Source organism: Thalassolituus sp. UBA6592 (assembly GCF_002433655.1).
Lineage (GTDB): Bacteria > Pseudomonadota > Gammaproteobacteria > Pseudomonadales > Oceanobacteraceae > Venatoribacter.
On sequence record NZ_DJIO01000005.1, the window covers coordinates 65,607 to 78,988 of the forward strand.

Annotated in this window: 11 protein-coding genes; all 11 read left to right on the forward strand. The window is 50.8% G+C overall.

What is annotated here, in order from left to right:
• The first annotated feature begins 112 nt into the window (after positions 1-112).
• The 11 genes from B2Z72_RS00520 to B2Z72_RS00570 all read left to right on the forward strand — a co-directional run bounded on the left by B2Z72_RS00520 (position 113) and on the right by B2Z72_RS00570 (position 13,317).
• Positions 113-949 (forward strand): TnsA endonuclease N-terminal domain-containing protein, encoded by an 837-nt coding sequence (locus B2Z72_RS00520; protein ID WP_296985434.1) that lies wholly within the window; start codon positions 113-115, stop codon positions 947-949.
• Positions 933-3,002: a Mu transposase C-terminal domain-containing protein gene (locus tag B2Z72_RS00525; protein WP_296985436.1), complete on the forward strand. Its 2,070-nt coding sequence runs from the start codon at positions 933-935 to the stop codon at positions 3,000-3,002. Before B2Z72_RS00520 ends, B2Z72_RS00525 begins: the two co-directional genes overlap by 17 nt.
• Entirely contained in the window at positions 2,999-4,663 is a 1,665-nt protein-coding gene (locus B2Z72_RS00530) for an AAA family ATPase (protein ID WP_296985438.1), read from the forward strand. The genes B2Z72_RS00525 and B2Z72_RS00530 overlap by 4 nt, the downstream gene beginning before the upstream one ends.
• Positions 4,664-4,665: 2 nt before the next feature.
• Positions 4,666-6,219: a TnsD family Tn7-like transposition protein gene (locus B2Z72_RS00535; protein WP_296985440.1), complete on the forward strand. Its 1,554-nt coding sequence runs from the start codon at positions 4,666-4,668 to the stop codon at positions 6,217-6,219.
• Complete coding sequence (locus B2Z72_RS00540; RefSeq protein ID WP_296985442.1) at positions 6,179-7,789, forward strand: Tn7-like element transposition protein TnsE; 1,611 nt, start codon at positions 6,179-6,181, stop codon at positions 7,787-7,789. The genes B2Z72_RS00535 and B2Z72_RS00540 overlap by 41 nt, the downstream gene beginning before the upstream one ends.
• A gap of 202 nt (positions 7,790-7,991) precedes the next feature.
• On the forward strand, positions 7,992-8,255 hold the full coding sequence (locus tag B2Z72_RS00545) for a hypothetical protein (RefSeq protein WP_296985443.1): 264 nt from the start codon (positions 7,992-7,994) through the stop codon (positions 8,253-8,255).
• Complete coding sequence (locus B2Z72_RS00550; RefSeq protein ID WP_296985445.1) at positions 8,249-8,650, forward strand: hypothetical protein; 402 nt, start codon at positions 8,249-8,251, stop codon at positions 8,648-8,650. The genes B2Z72_RS00545 and B2Z72_RS00550 overlap by 7 nt, the downstream gene beginning before the upstream one ends.
• Entirely contained in the window at positions 8,647-9,267 is a 621-nt protein-coding gene (locus B2Z72_RS00555; RefSeq protein ID WP_296985446.1) for a restriction endonuclease subunit S, read from the forward strand. The genes B2Z72_RS00550 and B2Z72_RS00555 overlap by 4 nt, the downstream gene beginning before the upstream one ends.
• A gap of 2 nt (positions 9,268-9,269) precedes the next feature.
• Positions 9,270-10,814, forward strand: coding sequence for a type I restriction-modification system subunit M (locus B2Z72_RS00560; protein WP_297003961.1), 1,545 nt, complete (start codon positions 9,270-9,272; stop codon positions 10,812-10,814).
• On the forward strand, positions 10,804-12,063 hold the full coding sequence (locus B2Z72_RS00565) for a restriction endonuclease subunit S (RefSeq protein ID WP_297003963.1): 1,260 nt from the start codon (positions 10,804-10,806) through the stop codon (positions 12,061-12,063). The genes B2Z72_RS00560 and B2Z72_RS00565 overlap by 11 nt, the downstream gene beginning before the upstream one ends.
• Before the next feature lie 348 nt (positions 12,064-12,411).
• Positions 12,412-13,317, forward strand: a complete 906-nt coding sequence (locus B2Z72_RS00570) for an Abi family protein (protein WP_273009689.1) — start codon at positions 12,412-12,414, stop codon at positions 13,315-13,317.
• The last annotated feature ends 65 nt before the right edge of the window (positions 13,318-13,382 follow it).

The following is a 13,382-nucleotide window of genomic DNA, read 5'->3' on the forward strand; positions in this document are numbered from 1 at the left end:
TAGTATCGAAATAAAGTTGGTAACTAACTAATAAAGTTGGTAACTAAGAAAAAAAGTTGGTAACTAAGAACACCTGTGGCAAAGTCATCCTAACTCCACAGGTGCTCATGGAATGACCAATTCAAAGCTGGACAAGCGCACGCTCAATTGGATCAAGCAAGGTCGTGGCTCCGGAAGCGGACCAGACTACTTGCCTTGGCTTACAGTTAGAGACGTCCCTTCCGAAGGGCGCGTTCATCGGGTGTTGGGTCACCTGACGCGGCGCACCCATCACCTGCTCTCCGATTTAGAGTTCTCCACATTTCTCTTGCTTGAATGGAATCCCTGCGTTCGGGACATTCGGGAACAGTTTCCTTTGGATGTTGAAGAGACGCTTGGTATCGCCGAAGAACTCGGTATTCGTCATCCTTCTGTATCGGGTCAGATCCAGGTCATGTCGTCTGACTTTCTGGTCGATATTCAGCCGTCTTCAATGGGCCCGGTAAGAAAGCTGGCGATCCAGGTCAAGCCGCTTGAGTCTTTGACGAATCCAAGGACACTCGAGAAACTGCGAATAGAACAGAGGTATTGGCAACAAAAAGGGATTGAGTGGAGCCTGGTTACCGAGAGACAGTTACCAGCTGCATTTGTCAGGAATCTCGCTTTCTTACATCCTGCAGCAAATCTGACTGAATCTCTGGATGTATTACTCGCGGCGATTCCTGTTTTGAATAACTACCTATCTTCACACCCGACAACCCGGCTTCCTGACGTCGCTATGTTGATTGATCAGAAATATTCCCTTGAAGCTGGATCGTCGTTGGCACGCCTTCGTGCTCTCTGCGCACTCCGTGTACTTCGCTTTGATATGCACACTCCATGGGAGTCGCTCTGCGCGGGTGATATCTCAGTGCCTCGGAAAGCGTCTGCCATTGAACATCTGAGGTACAGCTATGCTGAGAATCAATGATGTCATCCAGTACGAGGACCATCGTTACAGGGTGCTGGATTTTTCGGCTCCTCATCTAATCTGGATAAATCTGGATTCTGAGAAGGCATTTCCTGAAGTTATCCGAATAGCTGAAATTGAAGAGCTGGTCCACGAAGAAAAGCTCAAATTAATGAGCGACCCCTACGCTTACCTTTTCAATGAACAGGTTATTGAAGGCAGTAAGGCTCAGGTCATTCGGGATGAAAGGATGTCGCTCATTGCTCCACTGCTGCCTCGCTCTGGTCTCTATTTTCGAATGGAGCGGGGGAAACTGGTTCAAGAGCGATGTGACGAGACTGGATGCCCGAAAAAAACGCTATATAAATTGCTCCGTCAATACTGGCAGCGGGGCTGTGTGCCGAATGCTCTCTTGCCCGATTACCGAAACTCTGGAGGCAAAGGGCAACGCAAAGAATCGACCAAAAAGCTGGGACGGCCCCGGTCTATATCACCAGGTACGGGGTTCGCTGTTGATGCTGCTGTTGAGCGCATGTTTCGTATCGTCATTGACCGGCATTACTCGAATGACAAGGGCGTTTCATTGCCATACGTACATCGACGGTTCTGCGACATGTTTCAGTTGACCAGGCCAGATGTTGCATCCTCAGATTATCCTTCCCTTGCACAGCTTCGGTATTTCTGGGAACGAGAATACTCAAAGCCCGAAAGAGTCCGCTTGAAAGCAAACAAAATTACCTACCAGAAAGACCTGAGGCCTTTGATCGGTACGGCGACTGCAGGTGTTTCAGGGCCGGGCAGCCGCTACGAGATTGATGCGACCATTGCGGATGTGTATCTGCTGTCTGCTGATCGGCAGCGAATTATCGGTCGGCCGACTCTTTATGTTGTCGTGGATGTGTTCAGCCGGATGGTTGCAGGCTTTTACATCGGCCTTGAATCACCCTCGTATGTTACGGCGCTGCAAGCGCTGAATCTCGCGATGACCAATAAAGTCGAGCTATGTCATAGCTATGACTTTGAAATCCAGCCAGAGGACTGGCCGACGGTTGGTATCCCGGATGCGTTGTTGGCAGACCGGGGGGAATTATTGGGTCATCAAATCGAATCACTGGAGAATGCATTTGGTGTGCGCATTGAGAACACCCGTCCCTATGGCGGTGATGCGAAAGGCATCGTTGAACGGTATTTCCGAACCTTACAGGCTGATTTCAAACCGTTTGCGCCAGGTGTCGTAACGGCCACCACGGTGAAAAAGCGCGGTGGTAAAGACTATCGTCTGGATGCAACGCTAACATTACGTGAATTCAGCAAGGTCATTGTCGGGGCGATTCTGCGCAGGAATCTGAATGCAGTACTTGATAAATACGATCGTTCAGCGGACATGCCTGATGATCTTGTTCCTACCCCAATTGAGATTTGGAGGTGGGGGATTCGCAATCGCAGCGGACGTTTGCGAAATGTCCCATCAGATCTGATTCGAATCGCCCTTCTGCCTCGTCAGAAAGTTACGGTCTCAAATCTGGGGATTAACTGCTTCGGAGAATATTACACCTCACCAGAGCTACTGAAGTCTGGCTGGTTGCACCGGGATTCCTCTTTGGGGCGTGTGAAACTGGAAGCGGCTTACGATCCTGCAGATGCAGGCCAAGTCTATCTGTTCCCTGAAAAAAGATCATCAGAATACTGGGTTTGTTCGCTGTCTGATCGCTCTCGTCAGTTCAGGGGGAGAACTATGTGGGAGTTGTGGGCAAGTAAACAGAAACAACGTAAAGCGGTAGCCAAAGCCAAAGTGGACGACGAGGTCAGCAAGAGAAAGCTGGAGAACATGATTGAAGAAACTATCAAAAATGCGGTTAGGTCTGCTCCTCGGGATAAAACTGCCAGCAAAGATGAGCAAGTCCGCGGTATTAAACATAATCGTATTCATGAACGTGATCAGGAGCGCCAGAAGCTGAAACCCCAGTCTGATCATGGCTTGAAACAGAAAGCCGATGTTACCTATTTACACGATAAGCCAGAAGACGGTGGTTTTCCGGATTTTCTCGATGACCTGTTTGGAGATGATGAATGACGTTACCTCCCGGAATGGTTGAGGCAAGATATGTTGATACTGGACTGGCGGCATACGCAGGCAATCCATTTATCGAAGCACTCCCTCCGCTACTTGAGCGTAAAAACTTGAGGCAAGCGCTTGGTGGAAATATCGAGCGCAGCGATATGGATATTTATCTGGATGGCCATGTCCGTATTCATGCCATATCCCAGCTATTGGACCGTTTTTTTCAGCCACTCGCTCGGCACATTGACCTGGAGTCAAAGTTGTCTGTCATGCTACGTCAGGGGTACATAGGCCGTAACCTGGCCAATGGCAATCATGCTGCCCATATCCAGAATGGCTACGAACGCATCATGACTGGGGATCTCACTTCATTTCGATTTGATCACGTGGAGTCTACCGCAAAGAGTCTGGCGTTTATCGGCTGTTCGGGCTCCGGAAAAACCAGCTCTCTGAATCGCATTCTGAATACTTACCCTCAACTGATTTACCATCCTCAACACAATTTCACTCAGATTGTTTTTCTGAAAATTGACTGCCCCCATGATGGCTCCCTCAAGAATCTTTGCCATAACTTCTTTCGGGAGATCGATGCCCGGTTGGGAACCAACTACGTTCGACGCTACGTCGAAAAGCGCCATGGTGTAGAGACACTGATTGCCCTGATGTCTCAGGTCGCCAATACCCATGCGATTGGTTTGCTGGTCATTGATGAAATACAGCATTTGAGCCTGAGAGCATCCGGCGGGGCGGAGAAAATGCTTAATTTTTTCGTCACTCTGGTGAACGAAATTTCTGTCCCCGTCGTGATGGTTGGTACGCCCAAAGCTCGCCCTATTTTTGAAATGGATTTGCGCTCGGCACGGCGTGGTGCAGGGTTTGGTTCCATTCTTTGGGAACCACTGACCAGGCCTGATACTGGCGTGGATATCAATCGATCTGAGTGGGGAGCGTTTACCAACAAGCTTTGGCAATATCAGTGGCTGACCAAAGCATCGGATGCCATCTCAGAAGAGCTCAGAGACCTGTGGTTCGATCTCTCTCAGGGAATCATGGATGTGGTGATCAAGCTGTTTGTTTTGTCCCAAATCCGTGCCGTCGTGAATGGAACGGAGCGAATCACCCCGGCAATTATGAAGTCAGTTTATCAGGACGAGTTAAAACCCATTCACCCTATGATTGATGCCCTTCGCTCCAGAGATCCGAATAAAATAGCACGTTATTCCGATCTGACGGTCCCGGCCGTAGATCAGAAGATTCTGGAACTCAGCAATTTATTGGACTCAGTCAAAGATAAAATCTCTGCAGCGACAAAATTCGCCGGTAATGAACAGGCCATCAGGTTATTTAACATGCTCGTTGCTATGGGATATGAGTCAGACCTGCTCGAACCTCTGGTGCTTCGTGCATTTGAAGAGCACCCAAAACTGATGATTCGGGACCTGATGCCCATCATTCATGGGTGGTATCAGTCAGAAAGCTCTGCCACCACATCGTCAGCCCCTAAAAGTCAGGCAAAGCGCATCAAACAGGCAGACTGGCATACCCTTGATTCTGACGATTTACGGTTTATGCACTCTCAGGCAGCCAACGAAGATGAACTTTATGGCGCGCTTGCAGATGCCGGGCTGATGTTTGATACAGACAGCTGGCTGGCTCAATGTAATCAGGAGTAGCCATGCTGAATTTTCCGGTCCCATACCCGAATGAGCTGATTTACAGCACTATTGCCAGAGCCGGAATTCGTCATGGTTTAACCAGTCCAAAACAGCTGCTGAACGAAGTTTTTGAGGGTAACCGCCGGGTTATTGCAACGCTGGATTTACCTAATCATTTGTCTTCCGTGCTGCAACAGTTACCGGAGCATTTTTCGCTCGAAACCTTGGCGTATCGTCATACGCTGTTCCCGCTTTACAGCCCATTCGTCCCGGAGGATCGTCGGCAGAGATGTCTGCAATGGATGGCTGAACAGTCTCAGGGGGCTGTTCATCTCGCGATGGGCGTCGCTGCCTCCATCGTCAAAACACCGGGGCATATACGCTATTGCCCAGCATGCCTTCTGCAGCAACGGCAGCAATACGGTGAGTATTTCTGGGAGCGATCCTGGCAAGCACCGGGAATGACATGCTGCCCTCTGCATGGCGTGTTGTTGAACAGCAATTTCGTCAGACCACAGAAAGAGCGCCACCAATTCTGGCCAGCGACACCGGACACGTGTCCGATGTTTCCCCAAAAATCCGCGCCTGACAAAGACCGAATGATCGCTGAAAAAGTAGCTGAGATACTGATCCTGAAGCCTGACAGGTCTCCATCCTTTTATCAGTGGACAAGTTACTACCGAGCTTTAGCAGAACGGTTTGGTCTGTTAAGAGGGACGCACCAGATTGATCATGCAGAGGTCTCGCATCGAATCGAAACCTATTGGTCGCCGTCCTTCCTCCGCTCGATCGGATTGACGGTTAATACCGATGAGGATGGCTGGCTGAGGGGCATTTTCCGAAGCCATCGTAAGGTCTTCAGCTACTTGCAACACCTGGTTGTCCGGGGCGCGCTATATGAAGGGGACTGGAAAGTTTCAGACATTCTGGATGAGGTTCGCTCGTTGCCGGAGAGGAGCGTAGTGAAACAGGCAATCAGAGAGGGCGCTCCTCATGAAATGATCCTCAACAGCGACCAGCAACAGTGGCTTCAGCTGTTGGTGTCATACGGACCCAAAGCTGCGAGGCAGGGCAATCCAGCACTCTATGCCAGGCTGTATCGATCAGAATACTGCTGGCTGATGGGAGTTAATCAGGCCCTCAAACGACCACGGTTGCAACAAAGCACAGACCGGATCAACTGGGAGAGGCGGGATGATAGTCACTATCAACAACTACAGGAAATCGTCTCTTTTGTAACTAGCCAGAACACGGGGCCACGACGTTCAAAAAGCTTCTGGCTAAAACAGATGAAGCACCAGCCATCGGTAGAGAAAAACCTCCATCGATTGCCCCGGACTAACTCCTTTCTTCACCAGCTAGCCGAGTCTGTTGACGCCCATCAAATAAGGAGATTGCAGAACGAATCTAACCAACTAAGACAAACATTCGACCGTCCACCCCGGTGGCGACTTTTGCGGGACGCAGGCCTGAGTGAAGAGCGGCTGACCTCAGCTGCCAGAATATATTTGGAATCACTGATAAGAGAGCAGGATGAGCAAAGGAATTCCGAAGATCAAAGGAATCAGGGATAACAGCCTGATCAAGGCCATTGGCAACATTTACAGGCCGATTGACGGCAAAGACTGGAAAATCAATATCCAGCTTGAGCCTGAGCAAGGCAAACAATCACTTAAGATTTCCCAACTTCCTCTGTTGGCTCGACGACGCATGCTGAATGCCACAGAGCCCCCAGTTCTTGGTGGATACAAGCTGGAATGCGTGATGGCTAACGACCTCTGGGAGGCGGTTAGAATTGGAGATTGCCCTCTAGCTGGTATGTCTCAGCGACAGGATCGCGAGCAGTGGTGTTTTCGATTTGAACATGAGGGAACTAAGTTTTACCTGCCCCAACTGGAACTGGCCAGAGCCCTGTTTTTGTACGAGCCCTACCTGTGCCGGATGGCGATGCATCCAGGTAGCCTGACTGAAGAGTTTGATATCCAAGTGCTGGATCAGCCAAATGAGATTCAAATTAACCTCTTGCCCAGCTGCACACTCCCGAAATTTGTACGTGGTGATCATGAGCTGAGAAGGGCATTGGCCTCGGTTATTCTCGATCCTGACATCAGGCGGTCATTTGAATCCATCTCGAAATTCCAGATGGAAGACGGAGAAAATATTGGTCGTTATCGGGTGTGGCCATTCAGGTTTACACCTCCTCCTCTAAACTCGGTTCGTCTTGGCGTTCGGGGCCAGTTCGACAAGAAAACGTCGACCATGTTTGTGTTTGAAATTTATGGTTTGGAAGGCCTGCAAACCAATCACCCTGGCAAAGTTCACTTCTACGATCCGGAATTTGCGCGTTCGATTTCTCAGGGCAAAGGTACAGCAACTGAAGCAACAGCTTTCGGGCAGGAAGACTTCGAAATTGACGATGATGAGTTACCGGAAGCTTCTGGGGCTCAGGAACTGGTATTGGACAGCCCAAAAGTCGTCCGGACGTACCAAAATCCGGCGCATACTTCGCGTAACGGCAAGGACAAAAAGCGATCATCCGGAGGGAAAAAGGAAGATGCCTCTGATGAAGAACCCGTCGACATCATCACTGACGTGAGTACTGATGAAGGTAGCAGAATTGGTCAACTGCAAGCTGCCGGAATTGATGGAATGGATGACCAAAGTGATGATGCAAAAAACTACGCGGGGCGATTTCAGGCATTTGATGCCATGGTGAAGGCGCTTGAGTCCAATGGTTGTAAAAAGACGTCCTCACAGATCCGCAAGCTTCCTGAACTCAAAGGTCGTTCAAAATACCTGCTGGCTGACGGCAATCCACGGTGCTGGTCGATCCAAACACTTTCTTCTGGTAACTCCCGGTTTACTTTGATGGAGGTAGACACCCAAGGCAACGCCAGTCGTCTTTCAACATTACTGGTAAGGCATCCGCAGGAAGCTTTCGACTGGCCGGAAATTTACGATCAGTTAGCGAAAAGAATCGTGAAAGAGTCGCTTAAGTGGCCGACAAAATACCTTGATTCACTCTTTCCCAACGATGAAGTGCAAAGAATCATTCATCCCACAAGTTCACCTGAAAACAAAGACCTTCTGGACTCTGGTTCGATTGCAAAATGGGCCGCACGCGTACTGTCCAAAATACAGTAGGCACATATATGCAAAATAAATAATTGACTCATGCGTTAAGAATGAGCTACCGTAACCACACTGAAAAGTCATAGAGAGATATTAGTGATTTTTTAGTAAGGATTCGACATGCAAGTCGATGAAAAAGAAGAGTCCGGCAGCAAGCGCCAACTTGCTACCGGATTTGAATTCACAATGCGACGCCAATCACACAGGAGACTCAATGACCCAAGAATATCAGAACTACTCACTTTCTCAACACATCACCTTGCCTGCCGGGCATAGTCTGAGGCTCATCAAAAGCTACTCAAAAGGCTCGTGGCAAGAAGACGACTACCAAGAGTTTCATGAATTCGACCAGAACAATGAGCCAGTTGCTCATTATCTTTACTGGGAATGCACGTCTATAAAACCGCCATTCAGAACTACAACGGGCTACCGCAAGAGCGATCTTGCCGGAAAGACACTGGAGGAAGGTCGATGCTGATGGCGAGCGGTCTGCAAAGCCGCCCTGCCGAACTGTCAGTAACGTCCACTACCCGGGAGAAATTTGTGTTCCCAACACCAGACAAGCTTGCCCATGGCACTCAAGTGGCGTTTTGCTCTAAAAAGAGAATCTTGAGTTTGTTCAACAAGTACACAAGTCATACCCAGAAAAATCTGACCAAACCAGTAAAAGAATGGTTTGCCTCAGAAGCATTGCGTCTGGGGTGGGCCGATGCCATCGAGACCCCAGCCGATCAGGCAGGTACAGATGAAGGAATCACGCTGCTGGCTCCCAACAATGAATTGACCAGAAAGCGGCGCACACTCGACGTAGCGTCGCGCCGCTACTGCATCAAGGCGGGTAACGATGAGAACGGCAGCAGGTGGTCTGTATGAATAAAACCATCCAACTCGGAGACGTGGCCGATATCCGTATCGGCTACACCTTCCGTGAAAAGATCGAAGAAGTGAAACCCGAGCTTGGTAACGCTCGGGTTGCCCAGATCAAAGAGCTGCGCAAACTGTGGGACGATACTGGTAGCCGCCTGGTGAGTGCGACGGATTTCCCCGCCTTTCAGTGGCAGGGGAAATCCAGTCAGTTTGCCGAGCCAGATTGTGTTCTGCTGCCGTCCCGAGGCGAATTTCTGAGAGCCTTCTACTGGCCCGCCGTTTCAGACGAAGTAGAAGAGTTACCCGTCGTGGCAAGCAGCCAGTTGTTGGTTATACGCTCGAAGGATGATCGCGTATTAACCGAGTTTATTGGTTGGTCGCTTAACCAGACTGCGGCGCAAAATTTTCTGCGTATGGGCAGTGCTGGCTCCAGTATGCCGATGCTGAAGAAAAGGGATCTGGTCGAGTTGCCTCTGCCAATCCCCAGCCTGGAAACCCAACACAAAATCCTGCAGCTGAACCGCTTGTGGGAACAGGAACAACAGCTGACTCAAGCCTTGTTGAAAAATCGTGAAGCCATGCTGCAAGGCATGTATCAGCAACTGCTGAAGGAGAAAAATTGACTATGAGCACCATCGACCAGATCAGCCAGGACGCCATCAACAAAGCCCTGTGGAACGCCTGCGATACCTTCCGAGGTACCATCAGCGCCGATACCTACAAAGACTTTATCCTCACCATGCTGTTCCTCAAGTACATCTCTGACGTCTGGCAGGATCACTACGACGGCTACAAAGCCGAGTACGGTGATGAGCCAGAGCTGATCGACGAGATGATGAAGAACGAGCGCTTTGTACTGCCGAAAGAAGCCAGCTTCTATGTTCTGTATGAGCGTCGTCACGAACCGGGGAACGGTGAACGCATAGACCAGGCACTGCACGCCATTGAAGAAGCCAACGGCACCAAGCTGAAAGACGCCGGCAAGAGCGTGTTCCAGGACATTTCCTTCAACACCGACCGCCTGGGTGAAGAGAAGCAGAAGAACACCATCCTGCGTCACCTGATGGAAGACTTCGCCAAAGACGACCTCAACCTCAAGCCAAGCCGTGTCGGCACACTGGACGTCATTGGTAACGCCTACGAATACCTGATCAAAAACTTCGCCGCTTCAGGTGGCCAGAAAGCCGGTGAGTTCTACACCCCGCCAGAAGTCAGCGATCTGATCGCCGAGCTGTTAGACCCGCAACCAGGTGACAGCATCTGCGACCCCGCTTGCGGCTCCGGCTCACTGTTAATGAAGTGTGGCCGCAAAGTCGTAGCCAACCACGGCAGTAAGCAATACGCCCTGTATGGGCAAGAAGCCATTGGCTCCACCTGGTCGCTGGCAAAAATGAACATGTTTCTGCACGGTGAAGACAACCACAAGATTGAATGGGGCGACACCATCCGCAACCCCAAACTGCTGGATAAAAACGGCGACCTGATGCTGTTCGACATTGTTACTGCCAACCCACCATTCAGCCTGGATAAATGGGGCCACGACGAAGCCGAACACGACAAGTTCAGCCGCTTCCGTCGTGGTGTGCCGCCGAAAACCAAAGGTGACTACGCCTTTATCCTGCACATGATCGAGACACTAAAGCCCGGCTCTTCGTCAAAGAAAGGTGGCCGCATGGGCGTGGTGGTGCCCCACGGCGTGCTGTTCCGAGGCTCCAGCGAGGGCAAGATCCGCAAGCAGCTGATCGAGGAGAACCTGCTGGATGCCGTGATCGGCCTGCCGGAGAAGCTCTTTTTCGGCACCGGCATCCCGGCGGCGATCCTGGTGTTCCGCCAGGACAAGACCGACGAAAACGTGCTCTTTATCGACGCCAGCCGCGAGTTCCAGGCGGGTAAGAACCAGAATGCGCTCTCCGAGGAGAATATTCGCAAGATCGTCGAGACCTACACCAACCGCGCCGATGTGGACAAATACGCGCACCTGGCCACGCCGGAGGAAATCGCCGAGAACGACTTCAACCTGAATATCCCCCGCTATGTGGATACCTTCGAGGAAGAGGAGGAGATCGACCTGATGGCGGTACGGGCCGAGCGCAAGCAGCTCAAGGAGAAGCTGGTGTCGTTGGAGCTGGAGATGGATGGCTATCTGAAGGAGCTGGGTTATGGCGGATGAATCGCTGCCGGTAGTAAAGCTCGGAGATGTTCTTCCAGCGTCTTATAAAAATGGAATTTACAAAAGCGCGGATTTTTACGGAGAAGGAGTGCCCGTACTTAGAATTAACGATTTTGATAATCAAGGTTTATTGGTTAATGAAAATCTCCAAAAGGTCAGGCTTACTGATTCAGAAGTTGAATCCTATAGCCTGAAATTTGATGATATTATTGTTAATCGGGTAAATAGCCTGACTCATATTGGGAAGTCAATACTCTGGAAAGGACCTGAAAATGGTTCGGTTGTGTATGAATCAAATATGATGCGGATAGAAGCTGATCGATCTTCGGTTCTTCCAGAGTACCTGATTCGAATTTTGCATTCGTATACTGCAAGAACACATTTTAGAAAAGTTGCGAAGCGCGCCGTCGCGCAGTGTAGTGTGAGCCAACAGGATGTTAAGTCCTTGACTTTTCCGCTTCCCCCGTTAGCGGAACAACAAAAAATCGCCAAAATTCTCTCCACCTGGGATGAAGCCATTGCCACCACGGAGCAGCTTCTGGCCAACAGCGAGCAGCAGAAAAAAGCCCTGATGCAGCAGTTGCTGACGGGGAAGAAGCGGTTGCCTGGTTTTGAGGGTGAATGGCAAAGCCACGTTCTTGGTGATTTGGGGTCCACTTACCCTGGGCTAGCTGGTAAGAATAAAGAAGACTTTGGTGATGGAAAACCATACATTAGCTACAGGAAGGTTTTTTCTGGTTTGTCAATCAATACTGATATTTTTGATAGGGTTCGAATCGAAAGAGGTGAGCGCCAACACAGGGTAAAATACGGTGATGTTTTGTTCACAACGTCTTCCGAAGTTCCGGAGGAAGTGGGAATGACTTCCGTTTTCTTGGGAGATATGGATGAGCTATATCTGAATTCTTTTTGTTTTGGATTCCGCCTCCATGATTTTGAGGTACTTCTTCCCGAATTTGCAAAGTTCAAGTTACGTGAGTGGACAGTAAGAAAGATTATCGCTCGAATGGCTCAGGGGGCAACAAGATACAATCTTTCTAAAAAGCAGTTGCTTACATTGCGCCTCCAGTTGCCAGGATTGGCGGAACAACGGGTCATTGCTCGGGTGCTTGACTTACAGGAAGAGGAGCTGGACTTGATACGCAGAGATGTTGAGCGTCTGAAAGCGGAAAAGAAAGCCCTGATGCAACAACTCCTCACCGGAAAACGCCGCGTCAAGGTCGACGAGGCCGAACGAGCCACAGCCTGAGGCGTATCATGACCAGGGATGGGAGGGTATTTTGTCACGGAAGCTAGCTCCCAACACCAGTGAACGTTACGCCGCCCATGTTCCGGCCGGGGCCCCGCTAAACCTGGCGCTTCTCTTGCCGGCGGCGGGCGTTGGTCGGGGCGTTGGTGCCGGTTGGAGGCCGGGTTGGGAAATCGGGTCTCAGCCCATTCCCTCGCGGGGCGGCGGCCACTTGCGTTTGCTGGCCGGGATTCGTTATATTGTCGGTAACACAGCCACCACGCTTAGTGCCCTCCTTGGGGGTGTCGCGCAACCTTGGTGGCTTTTTTATGTCCGCCGTTTACCGGACGGCGCGCCAGGGGCTGCCCGATGCTGAAGCCCTATACCAAGCTCCCTCTTTCGTTTGCTGAGCAGTTGCAACTTCTGGAATCCAGGGGGCTTAACATCCCCGACCAGACGCTGGCACTTGGTCATCTGAGTTCGATCAGCTATTACCGCCTGAGCGCTTACTGGTACCCGTTTCTGCAGCGGGACACGAACGGACGGGTGACCGGCGTGTTCGAGCCTGGTACGGACTTCGACCAGGTCGTGCGGCTGTATGAGTTTGACCGTCACCTGCGGCTTTTGGTGATGGATGCCATCGAGCGGATTGAAGTGCATATCCGTACCCTGGTGACCTATCATCTCGGCCATCGGTATGGGGCGTTCGGGCATACCAATTCCGCCAATTTCCACCCTGGATTCAATCACGCTGTCTGGCTTGCGAAGCTGGAATCCGAAGCCCACCAATCCAAAGACGTGTTCGTCGAGCACTTCAAACGTAACTATACCGGTTTTCCAACTCTGCCGATCTGGATGTCCACCGAGGTCATGTCTCTGGGGTCATTGTCGTTCTGTTACACCGGCCTGAAAAACCCGGATAAGCGACAGATCGCGGACCAGCTCGACATTCATCACAAAAGGCTGAAAGACTGGCTCCATACCCTGACTTACATCCGCAACCTGTGCGCCCATCACGGCCGTCTTTGGAACCGGGAGTTGGCAATCAAACCGGAGAGAGTGCGCGAATCAGAGTGGAATCCGCCGATAACGCCCCGTCATGACAGGCTCTTTTACGCTCTGCTGATTCTGCGGGTGTTGCTGCGAAGTAATCACAATGGCGACACTTGGGCGGGGTCTTGTAATGAGTTGCTGGAGACTCTGGCAAGCGAACAAAGATACCGGGTTGCAATGGGCCTCCCCGCCGACTGGAAGGCTCATCCGTTATGGGCATGACATGGATCGAAAATTCGGGGAAGGGGAATAATAAGTGAAAGGCGATACCCCCAACACCAGCGAGC